We start from the raw sequence: 16,613 nt of genomic DNA on the forward strand, positions 1-16,613 counted from the left end.
ATTTCCCAATTAGTAAGACCCCTTGAAGACGACGAGGTTGATAGGTTCGGGGTGGAAGCACAGCAATGTGTGGAGCTGACGAATACTAATCGGTCGAGGGCTTATCCTAAAGACTTAAAGAGTTACACTTTCGCATCCAGTTTTCAAGGCGCAAATAACGCCTTACGTTTGGTGGCGATGGCGGAGGGGAACCACGCGTTCCCTTACCGAACACGACCGTTAAGCCCTCCAGCGCCGATGGTACTTGGACCGCAGGGTCCTGGGAGAGTAGGACGTCGCCAAGCAATGAAGAGCCTGCCGCATTACGCGGCAGGCTTTTTGTTTTGTTACTGGGTTTTATTGATGATAATAAGAGGCTTCGTTTTTTTGGAGGCGGAGAATGCCGTCCTTGCGCTGCTTGCGGAAGGCAAGAGATAGAAGCATCCGAGGGATGATAAGCCATAAATGCCAGCAGAGGATGCTGATCAAGAGGGATGGCTTGATCCATGGATACATAACCGCAACTGCGCAGAGGCCAATCCAGAAGAGATGGCGGTGTACGCGGCGGTATAGGGCGAGACGGATATCATTTGCGGGCTTGAAGCCAAACCATGGCGGTGTGATCCCCCAAACCCAGCGCCGGTCTACGGCATCGTCTACGCGTATAAAGGCAAGCAGCAGAATAACAAGATGAATGACTTGAACGATAGCAAATCCAAATAGCCAGCTGAATAAGCCGTCCATGCGGTACATCAGCAGCTGGAAGGCAAGCAGGATGACAGCAATGAGGATATGGCTTTGGACAAGCTCAGGACGGATGATTTTTCTCCGAATTAGCTTATATTGATAAATCGTGGCTGCTTGCTGGTCCATTAAGGATTGACGCATATTGTACTTCCCTTCGTAATTACTCAGGTAATATATCGGCAATTTTGGATTCACCATTTAGGCGGAAGCTGCATACGATATAGAAATATTTGAAATGGGCTATGAAACAAGTATAAACCGCTAGAATATATGCCATAATAATAGCTATATAGGATGACAGAAAGGCGGGATGGGTATGTCGGAAGAACGCGCGCTTCATTGTATTATTTGCGGGGAGCATAAAGCAGAGGGTGAAGGGATCCGCATTGTGTCAGAGTTTATTTGCGAGTCATGTGAATCCGAGATGGTCCGAACAGACGTTAAGGATGCCAAATACCCTTTCTTTATTCATCAAATGAAACAGATTTTTATCGAAAAAAACGCCTGAGCGGAATCCCTTTAGTAGGACGCCGCTCTTTTTTTGTGCCTAAATCCGTTACAATAGACGAATAATAGATAGAAGGGAAGCTTTTAGACCATGAATCGATTGCAAGCCCCTTTGTTCGAGGCACTGGTACAACATTACGAGTCGGAGCCGGTTGGTTTTCACGTACCTGGGCATGGATATGGACATATATATGAGAATGAACAATCTTTAGCGATGAGTTGGCTGTCCGGCATGATGAAGCTGGATGTAACGGAGCTGTCCTCTACCGATGATCTGCATCATCCGGAGACATCCATAGCGGAAGCGCAAAAGCTTGCGGCACAATGCTTTGGGGCTGATGAGACTTTATTTCTTGTAGGAGGAAGCACCTCTGGAAATTTGGCGATGGTTCTGGGCGTATGCGAGCCTGGCGATCTCCTTATCGTTCAGCGCAATGTCCATAAGTCAGTCATTAACGGATTAAAGCTGGCAGGGGCGAAAGCGGTATTTGTTACGCCTAGAATGGATGAGGGAACGGGCCTTCCAACAACTCCTTCATTAGAAGACATTGAACAAGCGCTTGAGTTGTATCCGGAAGCTAAAGCCGTTATGCTGACCAATCCGAATTATTACGGCATGACTACGAAGCTGACAAGCTATGCGGAGCTCGTACAGCGCTATGATAAGCCGCTGCTTGTAGATGAAGCTCATGGCGCGCATTACGGATTGCACCCTGCGTTCCCGGAATCGGCTATTCAGGCAGGCGCAGATGCCGTTGTCCAGTCTACCCATAAAACGCTGTCCGCCTTAACGATGGGAGCTATGCTTCATCTGAAGGGAAGCCGGGTTCCAATAGCTTCGATAAAGGAAGTGCTAGCCGCGATTCAAAGCTCCAGTCCATCCTTTCCGATTATGGCATCCCTGGATGTTGCGCGCGTTATGGTAGACCGGTATAGGGCTGCATGGTTTGAGCCGGGGGTTGCTTCCGTACAGGCTTTCCGGGCTTGGATAGAGCAAGAGGACGGGGCTTTGAAGGTACTCCCGGCCGATCAAACTTCATCAGCTTACGACAGCTTGGATCCGCTGAGAGTTGTTTTATGGGATCGTACGGGGACGGTTACCGGCTTTGAACTGCAGAAGCTGCTGGAGGAGCAGGGATGCTGGGCGGAGATGGCGGATATCAGGCATGTTGTGCTGGTGTGGGGAAGCCGGGCAGGTGAGGATGCAATGCAAAAGCTTCAGGCTGCATGCAAGCAGATCGAATATATCATCAAGGCCAATTCCTCCAAGAGAGGCAGTGTTTCAACTAGATATTATCCGGGTATTGGTTCTCCAAATCCGCCGAAGCCGGTAGAATGGAGCCGGAAAAAGAGGGAGCATCAAAGATTGCCTTTGGTAGAGTCAGAGGGCTGTGAGGCCGCGGAATTGGTCGTGCCGTATCCTCCGGGCATACCGATCCTATACCCAGGGGAAGTGCTGACCAAAGAATTGATCGGGTACATTTCGACATTAGCAGGGACCGGAGCCAAGTTTCAGGGAGCAATCGACAGCACGATGCAGACAATTGCCGTATATCCCCGCTAATTAGCTAAAATTAATTGTACAAGGGTAGTGGCTTTGTTAGAATAGATATAATACACAGATATACTTACCACTAGCTTAGGTTAGGAGCCATACAAGGTTGAATAAGGGAATCTTTATTACCATAGAAGGCGGCGAAGGTGCCGGCAAAACAACACTGATTGAGCAGCTCGCGCATACGATGCAGCAGCGGGGCAAAGCCGTCATTACGACCCGCGAGCCAGGCGGCATCCCGATTGCGGAGCAGATCCGATCCGTCATACTGGACCGTAACCATACGGGAATGGATGCACGTACGGAAGCCTTGCTGTATGCAGCATCAAGACGCCAGCATCTGGTCGAGAAGGTTATGCCGGCGCTTGCAAATGGGCAGATCGTGATCTGCGACCGTTTCGTGGACAGCAGCCTCGCTTATCAGGGCCATGCCAGAGGACTTGGCATGGAGGAGGTATGGTCGATCAACCGCTTTGCGGTAGATGGAGCAATGCCTCAGCTTACGATTTACATGGATATAGATCCGGAAGTCGGATTAGCCCGGATCAGATCCGCAGGCGAACGCGAAGTCAACCGCCTGGACCTGGAGTCGCTTGCTTTTCACCAGCTTGTACGGGAAGGGTATCAGAAGTTGCTGGAGCAGTTTCCGGAGCGGATCGTGCAGGTTGATGCGGGGAAAGCGGCAAATGCTGTTCTGGAAGAAGTTATTTTGACGATTGACCGCAGATTTAAAGGATTTTTCGCAGCCGATGTGCAATAAACAAAGTAGGAATGACTTCGTGCCTGTTCTATTAACCTAACCAATTGGGAGGAATGAGGATGAAATTAGTCATTGCGATTGTGCAAGATAAGGACAGCAACCGTTTGTCGAATGCTCTTGTGAAGGATGGCTTCCGCGCTACAAAGCTTGCAAGTACAGGGGGATTCCTTCGCGCCGGCAATACAACGTTTATGATAGGCATAGAAGATGAGCGTGTTCATGAGGTTCTGCAAGTCATCAGCTCGAACTGCAAGGTGAGAGATCAATTGGTTACGCCTGTATCTCCAATCGGCGGCTCGACCGATTCGTACATTCCTTTCCCTGTAGAGGTGCAAGTAGGGGGAGCGGCGGTATTTGTCGTACCTGTTGAGCGTTTCGAACATTTCTGATTGGACGTGAATAGCTATGAAAATCGATCAAAGCTGGCGTCCGCTTGGCCAGAACCGCGCAGGCGGAGATACGGCGACAAAGCCGGCTCCTGCCAGAAGCTTCTCTGATGCCCTGGTACAGCAGGATGCTCTGCGGACGCAGGAGCAGCTGCAGCAGAAGCTTACGGAAATTCATAATCAAGGCGAGCGTCTGGCCAGGACGATGACGGTCCGCGAGCTGAAGATGTACCGGCAGATGGTGAAGCGGTTCCTGGAGGATACCGTCAAACGCGGAATCGGGCTGAAGGAGCTGCGCGGCTTTGATCGAAGGGGCCGAACCAAGCGATACAAGCTGCTCGACGAGATTGATTCAGCCCTGGTATCCATGGCAGAGGAACTGCTGGAGACGGAACAAGGCAGAATCGAGCTGCTTGGCCGGATCGGAGAAATTCGCGGACTTCTTATTAATTTATTGTTTTAGAAAGGGTAAGCAGCAATGAGCATGGAACAAGTAGCCGGCCAATGGAAAGCAAAGCGAATATTAAAGCATGCGCTGCAGAGCGGCAAGGTGTCGCATGCTTATTTGTTCTACGGCCCTTCCGGCACAGGAAGAAAGGCTATGGCCAGAGCCTTCGCCAAGGCGCTGTTTTGCACGTCTGGCGGGGATGATGCCTGTGATCATTGCTTGGAATGCCGTAAATTCGAGAATGGGAATCAGCCGGACCTGCTTACCATAACGCCGGATGGGCAATCCATCAAGATTGATCAAATACGAGAGCTCCAGCGCGAGCTTGCTTACCGGGGAAGCGGAACTTCAAGGAAGGTATATATTGTCGAACGTGCGGAGACAATGACCCTTCAGGCAGCTAACAGCCTGCTGAAATTTCTGGAAGAGCCGCTTTCTCCTATTGTCGCCATACTAATTACTGATAATGGACAAGCCGTGCTTCCAACCATTCGTTCAAGAGCGCAGTGGGTGCCGTTTCTGCCGTTCTCGTCAAACGAGATGCTGCAGACTCTGGTTGGTGAAGGAGCACCGCCGACTCTTGCCCGTGCTGCCGTTCAACTGAGCTCCGGACTGGAAGGCGCTAGAGAGATTATCCAACAGAATCAGTTTGCAGAAATCAGAAACGTAGTGATACAATTAGGGAAGGAGAGTCTGACCCGATTCACCGCGGGAATGCTCACCGCCCAGCAGCAATTTTTCAAAACGGACCTTGCGGGTGAAGCGCAGCTTATGCTGTCGTTACTTGTATTATGGTTCAAAGATATGATTCAATTTCAGGCCGGAAGGCAGGAAAGCATTGTTTATATAGATCAGTTGGACTGGATTGGCAAGCATGCGTTTAACCGCCCGATCGAGAGCTGGATTGCTTGTATCGAGCACACGCTTGAAGCGGGTAAGAAAATACGTTCCAACGTATCTCCGCAGCTTGCTGTCGAGCAACTATTGGTAAACCTACAGGAGGGCTAAATCCTTGTATAACGTTGTCGGTGTCCGCTTTAAGAAAGCGGGCAAGATTTATTACTTTGATCCAGCCCTGCACCCCGTGGACAAGGACCAGCATGTTATTGTCGAAACGGCCAGGGGGATCGAATATGGTAAAGTCGTGGTCGGACAGAAAGAAGTCGGTGAAGAAGACGTTGTCCTTCCGCTGAAGAAAGTGATCCGGATTGCCAGCGAGGTAGATGCGAAGGTCGTGGAGGAGAACCGTGCGGCCGCGAAGAACGCTTTTGCCACCTGTTTGGACAAGATAAGAGATCATCAACTCAAGATGAAGCTGGTTGATGTGGAATTCACGTTCGACCGGAACAAAATCATTTTCTATTTTACGGCTGAAGGAAGGGTCGACTTCCGGGAGTTGGTAAAAGACTTGGCCAGTGTATTCCGTACACGTATTGAGCTTAGGCAAATCGGTGTACGCGATGAAGCAAAGATGCTGGGAGGCATCGGGCCATGCGGACGCGTATTGTGCTGCTCCTCTTGGCTCGGAGATTTCGAACCGGTATCGATTAAGATGGCCAAGGATCAGAACTTATCGCTCAATCCTACGAAAATCTCGGGGTTATGCGGCCGTCTTATGTGCTGCTTGAAATTTGAGCATGACAATTACGAAAGCGTACGGGAGGAGCTTCCTACCGTAGGAAAAATCGTCGTCACGTCTTATGGCGAAGGCAAAGTAACGGGCATCAACGCTTCCACGAAGTCTGTGTACGTGCAGTTGTTCGATGTGTCGGGTAAACCGAAGGAGCTGCCGCTCGACGATGTGGTTGTGAAGGAAAATTGAACGACTACGTTTGAAAGCTCTGGGGTGAAAGCTTGGAGAACAAAGAAATCTTTAATCAAATGGATGAATTAGAAAGCCGGATGGGTGATTTCCACGTTCATCTGGGCGTTCTGAAGCAGCGGGTCAAAGAACTGCTGGAGGAAAATCAGCAGCTGAGCATGGAAAATGAACAGCTGCGCAAAATATTGAAACGAGAGACGTCGCCGAAGCCAAAAACTACTGCAGGCCGTCCGGGAGGACAAGCCGTCCAGCCTGCCCGCCGGGAGGTTGCAGTACATGCGGAGGAAGATACGGTTCACGATACATCGCAGCAAGCCGGTCTCGTCGGTGAGGCGCATGATAATTTGGCTAGGCTGTATCACGAAGGATTCCACATCTGCAACGTATATTACGGGCATTTGAGGACAGAAGGAGATTGCTTGTTCTGCTTATCCTTCCTCAATAAATAATAGAACATTGCATGCATACCGTCCTTGTCTATGAAGGGCGGTATCTTTATGTCAGGGGAGTTAGGTCAAAGGTGTGGGAAGTAAAACTGGAACCCAATGAACGAATTGATGATTTGATGACGGAGACGGGCCTCCATATCATTCAAAGCCGGGAAGTATTCAGCTTCTCTCTGGACGCGGTGCTCCTGTCGAAGTTCGCTACCATTCCTAAGCGCGGACGGATTCTTGATCTCTGCACGGGAAACGGGGTAATCCCGATGCTGCTGACGACCAGGACCGAGGCACGGATTGATGCGGTTGAGATTCAGCCAAGACTGGCGGATATGGCAAGACGCAGCGTAGAAATGAATAATCTGTCGGGGCAGGTATCCATTATAGAGGCGGACCTGAAAATATTCATGAAAGAAGCGGGCAATGGTATTTATGACGCCGTAACGGTCAATCCTCCATACATGGCGGTAAATGCAGGCGATTCCAACGAGAATGATCATTACGCAATCGCCCGTCATGAAATACATTGCACGCTGGATGATGTCGTTCATGCCTGTGCAAGGCTTGTCCGCTCCGGAGGCAAAGTGGCGATGGTTCATCGTCCTTCGCGGTTTATCGATATTATGGAGACAATGCGGAAATACCGGCTTGAACCAAAGCGCGTGCAATTCATTCACCCAAATGCGCAAGGAGAGGCCAATATGGTATTAATAGAAGCGATACGGGACGGCAAGCCGGAGCTTAGACTGCTGCCGCCGGTCTTTGTATATCAATAAACAATATTACGGACAGGAAGGAGCAGGCAAATGATACAAATTCAAAAAAGCTTTAAAGATCAAGCGGATAGTGATTGCGGCATCCTTTATTTGGTGGGAACTCCAATTGGCAATCTGGAAGATATGACTTACCGGGCAATAAGGACATTAAAGGAAGTACAGCTTATTGCGGCCGAAGATACAAGGCAGACCCGCAAGCTGCTGACGCATTTCGAAATCTCCACCAGATTGGTCAGCTATCATGAGCACAATAAGCAGGCCAGCGGAAGCGAGCTTATTCGTCTATTAATGGAAGGGCAGTCTATTGCGCTTGTCAGCGATGCAGGCTTGCCTGCCGTGAGTGATCCTGGTGCCGACCTTGTTAAAGATGCCGTAGAAGCGGGTATAAAGGTAGTACCTATACCGGGAGCGAATGCTGCGTTATCGGCCTTGATCATATCGGGACTTCCGACTGACCGATTCATGTTCACGGGATTTCCTCCACGGGATAAAAAGCCGCTTGCCGAATGGTTGACCCGTCTTGACCGTCAAGAAGGAACGCTTATGATGTACGAATCACCCCATCGCCTGAAGAAGACACTGGATGCCATGCTGGAGCACTGGGGCGACCGGCGAATTGCAATGGTCAGAGAGCTTACTAAGCGCCATGAAGAGGCTGCTCGCGGGAGCATCTCCGAATGTCTCGCTTTTCTTGAGGAGAATCCTCCCCTAGGGGAATACTGCCTCATTATTGAAGGGGCAGCTGCAGGAGCTGGAGACGCAGGAGATAACGGAGAGACTTGGTGGACATCGCTTGAGCTTGAAGAGCATGTAACCCATTACGAGAACGAAGGAATTGATCGCAAAGAAGCCATTAAAAAAGCGGCTCACGACCGGGGTCTGCCGAAGCGGGAAGTCTACAACGCAGTTAATCGATAGATTACTGCGTTATTTGGGCAAAAAAAGACCTTCCTGGCCGGGTTCTAGCACAGGAAGGCATCAAGGAGTATAAAAAGGTTAGAATTAACAAGTTGGTGTATTTCTATTATAACCTATATTTCTTATTTTGTCACAGGAGAAGGCATTTCAGATAAACAAATATGGCAAACAATTTTGCCTTTGAAGTAGGATACGTTTTCTGCATTGCCGCAGAAGATACATGCAGGCTCGTATTTCTTAAGCATAATGCGCTCGCCGTCTACATAGATCTCCAGAGCATCTTTCTCGCCAATACCAAGCGTACGGCGCAATTCGATTGGAATAACAACGCGACCCAATTCGTCGACTTTACGTACAATACCAGTAGATTTCATCATGATTTTGTTTCTCCTCTCAGGAAATTACATTTCGTCACTATTCGACATAGTTTTTCTTTTTATGGCTACTATAATACCAACCATTCCCATAATAGTCAACTGAGAAAGTCTGTGATAGACCTTACAAGACCTTTAATTATGGGAATTTGACTCTATAGCAAGGTCATATTAATCTTACTATAGAATACAACAGCTTCGACAATTTGGAAACTATATTACGACAGTATTCGACATTCTATCAAAGTTTTGTGTCGAAACCATGAACAAAGGAGTTGAAAGGGCGAATGAATCAGCAGCTGACCGAAGAGAAGGTTTTTAAGGATCCGGTGCACAAATACATTTACGTGCAGGATCAGACGGTGTGGGATTTGATCAATACGAAGGAGTTTCAGAGGCTTAGACGAATTCGCCAGCTTGGAACCTCTTATTTGACGTTTCATGGCGCAGAACACAGCCGATTCTCCCACTCCCTTGGGGTTTATGAAATAACGAGGAAAATCATCTCGCAGTTTGAGCGCAACGAGTACCCGGACTGGCCGAAGGAGGAGAGGCTGCTGGCGCTCTGCGCCGCGCTCCTGCACGACGTTGGTCACGGCCCCTTTTCCCATTCGCTGGAGCAGGTATTCGATACCCATCATGAACAGTGGACCTGTGCGATCTTGCTGGAGGATACGGAAGTCAATCAGGTGCTGCGCCGCGTCTCGGAGGATTTCCCGGATAAGGTAGCTTCGGTAATCAGCAAGACGTACCCGAATCCGATCGTTGTAAGCTTGATCTCCAGCCAGATGGATGCGGATCGAATGGACTATCTGCTGCGGGATGCCTATTTTACAGGAGTCAACTACGGCAACTTTGATCTGGAGCGGATTTTGCGCGTCCTGCGTCCTGTCCAGGGCAAGATTGTCGTGAAAGAAAGCGGGATGCACGCCATTGAGCATTATTTGATGTCCCGTTACCAAATGTATTGGCAAATTTATTTCCATCCGGTTACCCGGAGCTCGGAAATTATATTGAGGCAAATTACCCGCCGTGCCAAGGAGCTGTACGACAGCGGCTATACCTTCTCTTGGATGCCGGGCCCAATTAAGAAGCTTCTGGACGGAAGCATTAAAGTGCCGGACTATTTGAAGCTGGACGAGGCCTACATGCAGACGATCTTCTCGTTATGGACCGAGGAGAAGGACGCTCTGCTAGCCGAGTTGTGCGACCGTTTTCTCAATCGCCAGCTGTACAAATACATTACGCTTGATGATCCGGGGGATTCTTTATTGGAAGCAGCAGCCCTTGAGTTCATCGCGATCGGCCTTATTCCGGATTACCATATGGAAATCGATTTCCCGTTTGACCAGCCTTACGACATTTATCGCCCGGATGCGAAAAAAGGCGGGAAAGAGGAAAAAGCGCCGATCCTGCTGCTGAGCGACGATAACAGCTTAAGCGAAATATCGGTGAAATCCGACATTGTCCGTTCCATCAGCGGCCTGCATCAAGGCCAGTATCATATTTATTACCCGATTGAGCCGCTCCTTGCCGCGGCTGACCGGCTAAGCCCGGCTGTCCGGGAGTTGTTCAAAATTTAACTTTTTATATAGAAGGAGCTTGCAGCTAAGATGATATCTTTATTCGACACACATACTCACTTGGACTCTCCGCAATTCGACAACGACCGCGCCGAAGTTATCGAAAGGGCGCGTGCTGCCGGTGTCGATTTAATGATCAATATCGGCTTCAACCGGGAGACAATCCCAACTACGATGGAGCTCGCGGAAAAATACGATTTTATTTATGCGGCGGTTGGCTGGCACCCGGTAGACAGCGTTTTTATGGAGCCGGGGGACCTGGAATGGATCGAGACGCTTTGCTCCCATCCGAAGGTCGTAGCGATTGGGGAAATCGGTCTTGACTACCACTGGGATACCTCTCCGAAGGATGTGCAGCACCGGGTATTCCGGGAGCAAATCCGCCTTGCCCGGAAGCTGGGTAAGCCGATTGTCATTCATAACCGGGATGCTCATGAGGACATTGTCCGAATTCTGCGGGAGGAAAAGGCGTCTGAAGTCGGAGGGGTCATGCACTGCTACTCGGGCAGCTGGGAAACGGCCAAAATGTGCCTCGATATGAACTTCTATATATCGTTCGGCGGACCGGTCACTTTCAAAAATGCAAGGGTGCCAAAAGAGGTGCTTGCGAAGGTTCCGCTTGACCGACTTCTCATCGAAACGGACTCCCCGTATCTGTCTCCCCATCCATTTAGAGGGAAGAGGAATGAGAGCTCTTATGTGTCTTTAGTCGCAGAGGCTGCAGCGGAAATAACAGGAAAATCCAAGGAGGAAATCGCAGTTATTACAAGCGCAAACGGTAAAAAATGTTTTGGTATTGTTTAAAAACGGTCTAAAACCGCTGAAATAAAGACTATAGCCGCGATAAAACTCTTTTTACTTGCCGGAATCGCCGATATTTGCCTTCAGAATCCTAAAATTTCGTTAAAATCGTCTTTTAACGCATCTTTACAATTCCGTGGTCAGGAATGTATGATTTTTCTCAGAGCTTTAACTTTTGTATTGGATTTCCAGTTTGCGCTTAATCTCCGAAAGCCGGAGAGCGGGGGAACCAACGACAGCGGATGCATAGTTAAGACGTTTTGAAGCATCGCGCTGCGTATGAATTCTTCAGGGGTGAATTTTGCGGCGATTGCCATGAGCATTCGTTCCGCGGATAGGGCAGCTCTCTCGCCCGAACCCGTCAGCTAACCTCGTAAGCGAATATAGAGAGCGATCAACCTCGTGTATTCACCTTTTCCTGAATGTTTGATTACCCAGGAAGCCACGATCAGATCCTCTGTCGAAGGCTTCTTTTTATTTTCGATTTTCGGTATTCGGAAATAGTCTTTACAGGGTAAATCTTGGAGGTGGGAGGTCGTAACACTGGAGCGTGCTAGTCACGCCAATATACTTAATAGTCGCGTCAATAGTATCATGCGTAACAGTTTGGCGGCGGGGCTATGAAGGAGGACCGATAGAAGTGGGAATGATCCAGGCTAAGGAGACCCATGGGAAGCGATCATCCAGCATGACTTTCGCATTGCGATGGAAGCATGAAAATTTGCGTTTAATTGTTCTGAGTGCAATTATCTCAATCGCTATGACTTTCATGTTTTTGGTGTTGTTGTACGGATCGGCTGATAAGAGCGTATCCGTAGTAGTGAACGGACAAGAAACTGTTGTTAAGACAAAACAATGGGTCCTGCAACGCCTACTGGATGAACAAGCTATAACGGTTGGACCCTATGACGAGGTATCCCATCCTCTGAATGCGTCCATCAAAGACGGAGACCGCATCGAAATCAAATACGCGGTTCCGGTTACCGTAAAAGCAGATGGCAAAACATCGACGGTGTACACGACAGAGAAAACAGTACAGGCGGCGATCGGGAAATTAAATATTCCTGTTCGCGATCAAGATAGAGTTAACCCGTCTCTCGATACTCAGATTTCGAAGGCAATGACGGTTACCGTTACCCGCGTCGATACGAAGGTAGCAGAGACTGAACGGACTTTGCCGTTCTCGATCGTGAAGAAACAAGATCCAACCCTCGAGAAAGGGAAGGAGAAGCTGGTGCAATCCGGCAAGAATGGCCTCGTTATCGAGCGCGTGGAGAAAAAGTACGAGAACGGCGTTCTTGTCTCCTCCAAGCTGGTCGACAAGGTTGTACAGAAGCATACGGTCAGTCAGGTCGTAGCAGTCGGCTCGAAGAAGGACGTACATACGCTCTCAGCTGTGAGCACAGCCTCGTACACAAAGAGCGGCGTAACGTTTAAGCCAAAGAAGATTATCAAGAATGTAACTTTAACCGCCTATTCCGCAGGAGTAGCTTCTACGGGCAAGGATGAGAGCCATCCGGGATACGGCATTACGGCTTCCGGCGCAAAGGTGAAGGAAGGACGTACAATCGCGGTGGATCCGGATGTTATTCCAATCGGCTGGTGGGTGTACATCGAAGGCATTGGCTTCCGCAGGGCGGAGGATACAGGCAGTGCCATCAATGGCAACAAGATCGACGTTTACTTTGACAGCACCAGCTATGCCAATAAGTTCGGCCGGAAAAAAGGGTATACCGTATACGTGCTTGGACCAACCAAGCCAACCGCAAGCTAATGGCTTAATGCTATCGTATTTCATTGTTAAATATGCCATTATAAGAAGAGGCGCTGCCTCTTCTTTTTGTGTGCATGGAGATGCTAAGCAGGCTGCATTATCATTGACGGCGAAAGAAGAGCGAAAGTTGCTGCTTTAGAAAGGAATGTTCGCTTGTGATTAAGGAAATTATTGTGGTGGAAGGCAAAGACGATACGGTTGCCGTGAAGCGGGCCGTTGAAGCGGATACGATTGAAACGAACGGCTCTGCGGTTGGCGAGGAAGTGCTGCGCCGGATTGAGCTGGCGATGGAACGCAGAGGCGTTATTATATTTACGGACCCTGATCATGCGGGCGAGAGAATCCGCAAAATTGTCGCGCGGCGCGTGCCGGGCTGCAAGCATGCTTTTTTGCCGCAGGAGAAGGCGATGTACAAAGGCGATATCGGAATCGAGAACGCAAGCCCTGAAGCGATCCGTCAGGCGCTCTCCGAGCTTCGGACGGAGATGGCGGCCGGCGAAGGGGATATTACCTGGGAAGATCTGATGGAAGCGGGACTTATCGTCCATCCGGACGCGGCAAACCGCCGTCTTCAGATGGGCAAGCTGCTAGGGATCGGATATGCGAATGGCAAGCAGTTTTTCAAACGGTGTACAAGCTTCCGTATCTCCCGCGAAGAGTTTGCGGAGGCTCTGCGTACGATGGAACAGGGACAGGAGTGAACAGTATGAGCGGAAACGATATGAAGGCGATTGAGGTGGCAACGCCAAAACGCACGAAGGAAATTATCGCGAAGTATGGCTTTCAGTTTAAGAAAAGCTTGGGCCAGAACTTCCTGATTGATCAAAATATTTTGCACAAGATCGTAAGCGCGGCCGGACTCGACAAGACGAAGGGCGCTCTTGAGATTGGTCCGGGCATCGGCGCACTCACGCAGCATCTGGCTGCTGCGGCGGGCACGGTAACGGCTATTGAAATCGACAACCGGCTTATTCCGATTCTAGGCGACATTCTGGCGGGCGAGGAGCATGTGAAGGTCGTGCACGGCGACGTGCTTAAGCTGGATCTGAAAAAACTGTTCGAAGAACGTTTCGCAGACGTGAGCGGCGTAAGCGTTGTGGCGAACCTGCCGTACTACGTGACGACCCCGATTCTGATGAAGCTGCTGGAAGAGCGTCTGCCGCTCGAGAACATCGTCGTTATGATTCAGAAGGAGGTCGCGGAGCGGATGGCGGCGAAGCCGGGCGGCAAGGAATACGGCAGCTTGAGCGTAGCCGTTCAGTATTACTGCGAGCCGCAGCTTGTCTGCATCGTGCCGCATACGGTGTTCATCCCGCAGCCGAATGTCGACTCGGCTGTCATCAAGCTGGCAGTGCGAGAGAAGCCGCCGGTGGAAGTTGAGGACGAGGCGCATTTCTTCCGCATCGTCCAGGCGAGCTTCGCCCAGCGCCGCAAGACGCTGGCAAATAATCTAACGGCGTTCGTGGGCAAGGAACGCCGCGAGGAGATGACGCAGCTGCTTATCGGCTGCGAGATTGATCCTGGCCGTCGAGGAGAGACCTTGTCCCTCGACGAGTTCGCCCGCATCAGCCGCGCCTTTCTGGCGGCGGGCTGGCGGGGTTAGCTCGGCCTGGTGTTAGTGGCCGAGCCTTGTTTGAGCCGGCGGCGAGCGGTTAGCGCCGCCGGTTTTGTTGTGGCCGCACCCGCCGCCGTCTTGGCGGGTGGGAGGGCCAAGGCACGGCAACGAAGCGCCGTGCGGGTCCTCGGCACTTACAGCAGCTCCATAGGCCCCATCAACCTCTAATAGGCTCAGACCCCAAATGTACTCCATCGACTACCTGATGCCCCAGTAACACGGAAATTTCCTCTTACAGCTCATCAAGAGCGCTACAAGCACCATCTAATGCTCCTGTAACACGGAAAAACCGACTTACATGGCTTTATCTTCTCTTCATCCGCCCTCCACAACCTCAGTAACATGAAAATACCCTCTTACGTCTCATCAAGAGAGCTGTGAGCGCCATCAAAAGTTCCTGTAGCATGAAAAAACCGACTTACAGGGTCTCACCATCGTTCCACCATTACCCGGGCAATACGCAAGAGTGTAAATGAGAGAAATTGTTCAGGCAGCGTAACGCAAATCTTATTTCCAGGGGGAGCAGTTTTTATTCCTTAGGGAGGGTATACATAGTACCGCAACTGGCTAACTCGGCGGAGGGCGAGGTACACCAAGTAAGTAGAAAAGGCGGCACAGAGTGCTGCAGTGCCAAACAGTCGTCCTACATGTGTGTGGCTTGCCTATAGGCCACAGAAGCGGCGCTTCTGCTGTTTAATTACCTTCCCTTGCCCTAAGTTGTCTACAGGCTGTTGTCACAGGCAGGCATAGCTACGCCATTACGCTGCGTGTGGAGCAGCGGTGGGTCACGCTTGTAAGGCACTCGTGGCACAGCGGGGCAAGCAACGCCGCTGACTGCCCGTCATACCGCCGCGCCTGCGCAGCAGCGCGGCAGCTTCTGCCACCCACAAGGAATGTGGGGAGGCAATTGAGAGGCGCAGGCTACCCGCAAGAGGGTAAGGGGTAACTCCCATAAGGAGCGGAGCAGATGCTTCCGAAGTAACTTTCCCTTGGAAAGTTTTAAGCGCCCGCCTTTGCCTGTACTTTGCCACCCATGTGGCATAAGTTCGAGCAATGTACAGGCAACAGTGGCAGTTGGAAGCTACCCCGTCTCTCAGTGCGGCAGCCGGAGCCCGCCCACCTACGCAATCGCACAATTTTCTCCGCACATTCCGCCCTCTCCACCCATACGATAGACGAAGAGGTGATTTACCCATGAAGCAAGGGGACCTGGTCGTCCGCAATTCCTATGGCGGTGACGTGCTGTTCCGAGTTGAAGAGATGCGATCCGATCAAGCGTTATTAAAAGGCACGGATTACCGATTGCTTGCGGATGCGCCAATTCCCGACTTGTCGGTTGTTCGCGATCCGGAAGCGACAAGCGCTCGGCAGCAAGTGAAGATTAAAGTAAACGACTCTCTTAAACGGATGAGGCAGGAGAAGGCGCATCTGACCGTGCTATCGAATCCTGACCGAACGGCTTTGCAGCAGCAAAGCCAGTCTTATTTCGAATTGCCGGGCAAAGTGCTTCATTTGGACGGGGACGGCAATTACTTACGTAAAAGCATGCAGTTGTACCAGACGATGAAGGTACCCGCACATGGCGTGCATGCTCATGAATCGCAAATGGCGCAACTGCTGTACCGTTTGCTCCCGCAGGTAAAGCCCGATATCGTCGTGATCACCGGTCATGACGGAGTTCTCAAGAATCGCGAGGGTGAAGATTTATACAGCCTAAGCAGCTATAAAAATTCGCAGCATTTCGTAAATGCCGTACGTGTTGCCCGCCAATATGAGAAAAACATGGATGGGCTTGTTGTGGTGGCCGGCGCCTGCCAATCGCATTTTGAAGCGCTGCTCCAGTCAGGCTCCAACTTCGCTAGCTCCCCGGGAAGAATACTGATCCACGCGCTGGATCCTGTTTATATTGCAATTAAAGCAAGCTATACCTCCGTCAGGGAGTCGATCAACCTCTCGGACGTGATCCACGGGACCATAAGCGGAATTGACGGGGTAGGCGGAATCGAGACGATGGGACGGCACCGGATGGGGCTTCCGAAGCCCAAAAAAGTGACTCATTCCACGGCAAGTATGAAGATAACGTCTTAATATGTACATTTTTTAGATAAATATGCATCAAATTCGAAAA

At 50.4% G+C, this 16,613-nt stretch carries 18 protein-coding genes, 2 rRNA genes and 1 riboswitch; of the genes, 18 read left to right on the forward strand and 2 right to left on the reverse strand.

What is annotated here, in order from left to right:
• A 23S ribosomal RNA gene (locus tag WFK81_RS28620) occupies positions 1-109 on the forward strand; the annotation flags it as partial.
• 58 nt (positions 110-167) lie between these two features.
• A 5S ribosomal RNA gene (rrf, locus tag WFK81_RS28625) occupies positions 168-284 on the forward strand.
• 52 nt (positions 285-336) lie between these two features.
• Here the strand turns inward: rrf and WFK81_RS28630 are convergent.
• Positions 337-867, reverse strand: a complete 531-nt coding sequence (locus WFK81_RS28630; RefSeq protein WP_336790647.1) for a transposase — start codon at positions 865-867, stop codon at positions 337-339.
• Between the two features lie 175 nt (positions 868-1,042).
• On the opposite strand from WFK81_RS28630, the gene WFK81_RS28635 reads away from it, so the two are divergent.
• The 10 genes from WFK81_RS28635 to rsmI all read left to right on the forward strand — a co-directional run bounded on the left by WFK81_RS28635 (position 1,043) and on the right by rsmI (position 8,338).
• Positions 1,043-1,234, forward strand: a complete 192-nt coding sequence (locus WFK81_RS28635) for a sigma factor G inhibitor Gin (RefSeq protein ID WP_127497050.1) — start codon at positions 1,043-1,045, stop codon at positions 1,232-1,234.
• Positions 1,235-1,324: 90 nt separating this feature from the next.
• Positions 1,325-2,797: an aminotransferase class I/II-fold pyridoxal phosphate-dependent enzyme gene (locus tag WFK81_RS28640; RefSeq protein WP_336790649.1), complete on the forward strand. Its 1,473-nt coding sequence runs from the start codon at positions 1,325-1,327 to the stop codon at positions 2,795-2,797.
• A gap of 97 nt (positions 2,798-2,894) precedes the next feature.
• Entirely contained in the window at positions 2,895-3,548 is a 654-nt protein-coding gene (gene tmk, locus WFK81_RS28645; protein ID WP_336790651.1) for a dTMP kinase, read from the forward strand.
• 59 nt (positions 3,549-3,607) lie between these two features.
• Entirely contained in the window at positions 3,608-3,937 is a 330-nt protein-coding gene (locus tag WFK81_RS28650) for a cyclic-di-AMP receptor (RefSeq protein ID WP_012772016.1), read from the forward strand.
• Positions 3,938-3,953: 16 nt separating this feature from the next.
• Complete coding sequence (locus WFK81_RS28655) at positions 3,954-4,397, forward strand: YaaR family protein (protein WP_012772017.1); 444 nt, start codon at positions 3,954-3,956, stop codon at positions 4,395-4,397.
• Positions 4,398-4,412: 15 nt separating this feature from the next.
• Entirely contained in the window at positions 4,413-5,390 is a 978-nt protein-coding gene (gene holB / locus WFK81_RS28660) for a DNA polymerase III subunit delta' (protein WP_336790655.1), read from the forward strand.
• A gap of 4 nt (positions 5,391-5,394) precedes the next feature.
• Positions 5,395-6,204 carry a PSP1 domain-containing protein gene (locus WFK81_RS28665; protein WP_336790657.1) on the forward strand — a complete coding sequence of 270 codons (810 nt, stop codon included), beginning with the start codon at positions 5,395-5,397 and terminating at the stop codon, positions 6,202-6,204.
• Between the two features lie 32 nt (positions 6,205-6,236).
• A complete protein-coding gene (locus WFK81_RS28670) occupies positions 6,237-6,653 on the forward strand; it encodes an initiation-control protein YabA (protein WP_336790659.1) in 417 nt (138 codons plus the stop codon).
• A gap of 116 nt (positions 6,654-6,769) precedes the next feature.
• Positions 6,770-7,420 carry a tRNA1(Val) (adenine(37)-N6)-methyltransferase gene (locus WFK81_RS28675; RefSeq protein WP_336790754.1) on the forward strand — a complete coding sequence of 217 codons (651 nt, stop codon included), beginning with the start codon at positions 6,770-6,772 and terminating at the stop codon, positions 7,418-7,420.
• A gap of 30 nt (positions 7,421-7,450) precedes the next feature.
• Positions 7,451-8,338 (forward strand): 16S rRNA (cytidine(1402)-2'-O)-methyltransferase, encoded by an 888-nt coding sequence (gene rsmI / locus WFK81_RS28680; RefSeq protein ID WP_336790661.1) that lies wholly within the window; start codon positions 7,451-7,453, stop codon positions 8,336-8,338.
• A 122-nt stretch (positions 8,339-8,460) separates the two neighbouring features.
• Here the strand turns inward: rsmI and WFK81_RS28685 are convergent, their stop codons facing one another.
• Complete coding sequence (locus WFK81_RS28685; protein ID WP_012772023.1) at positions 8,461-8,715, reverse strand: AbrB/MazE/SpoVT family DNA-binding domain-containing protein; 255 nt, start codon at positions 8,713-8,715, stop codon at positions 8,461-8,463.
• 284 nt (positions 8,716-8,999) lie between these two features.
• Here WFK81_RS28685 and WFK81_RS28690 point away from each other — a divergent pair, with 284 nt between their 5' ends.
• The 6 genes from WFK81_RS28690 to yabG all read left to right on the forward strand — a co-directional run bounded on the left by WFK81_RS28690 (position 9,000) and on the right by yabG (position 16,573).
• Positions 9,000-10,295 carry an HD domain-containing protein gene (locus WFK81_RS28690; RefSeq protein WP_336790663.1) on the forward strand — a complete coding sequence of 432 codons (1,296 nt, stop codon included), beginning with the start codon at positions 9,000-9,002 and terminating at the stop codon, positions 10,293-10,295.
• A 30-nt stretch (positions 10,296-10,325) separates the two neighbouring features.
• A complete protein-coding gene (locus WFK81_RS28695) occupies positions 10,326-11,099 on the forward strand; it encodes a TatD family hydrolase (protein WP_336790665.1) in 774 nt (257 codons plus the stop codon).
• 183 nt (positions 11,100-11,282) lie between these two features.
• Positions 11,283-11,492, forward strand: a riboswitch (cyclic di-AMP (ydaO/yuaA leader).
• Positions 11,493-11,736: 244 nt separating this feature from the next.
• On the forward strand, positions 11,737-12,870 hold the full coding sequence (locus WFK81_RS28700) for a ubiquitin-like domain-containing protein (RefSeq protein WP_336790666.1): 1,134 nt from the start codon (positions 11,737-11,739) through the stop codon (positions 12,868-12,870).
• A 155-nt stretch (positions 12,871-13,025) separates the two neighbouring features.
• The gene (gene rnmV / locus WFK81_RS28705; protein ID WP_127497027.1) at positions 13,026-13,571 is read left to right on the forward strand and encodes a ribonuclease M5; all 546 of its coding nucleotides are present in this window, start codon (positions 13,026-13,028) and stop codon (positions 13,569-13,571) included.
• A gap of 5 nt (positions 13,572-13,576) precedes the next feature.
• Entirely contained in the window at positions 13,577-14,473 is an 897-nt protein-coding gene (rsmA, locus tag WFK81_RS28710; protein WP_336790668.1) for a 16S rRNA (adenine(1518)-N(6)/adenine(1519)-N(6))-dimethyltransferase RsmA, read from the forward strand.
• Positions 14,474-15,679: 1,206 nt separating this feature from the next.
• On the forward strand, positions 15,680-16,573 hold the full coding sequence (yabG, locus tag WFK81_RS28715) for a sporulation peptidase YabG (protein ID WP_336790669.1): 894 nt from the start codon (positions 15,680-15,682) through the stop codon (positions 16,571-16,573).
• The last annotated feature ends 40 nt before the right edge of the window (positions 16,574-16,613 follow it).

The organism is Paenibacillus sp. MMO-177 (assembly GCF_037147795.1).
In the GTDB taxonomy this organism is placed as follows: domain Bacteria; phylum Bacillota; class Bacilli; order Paenibacillales; family Paenibacillaceae; genus Pristimantibacillus.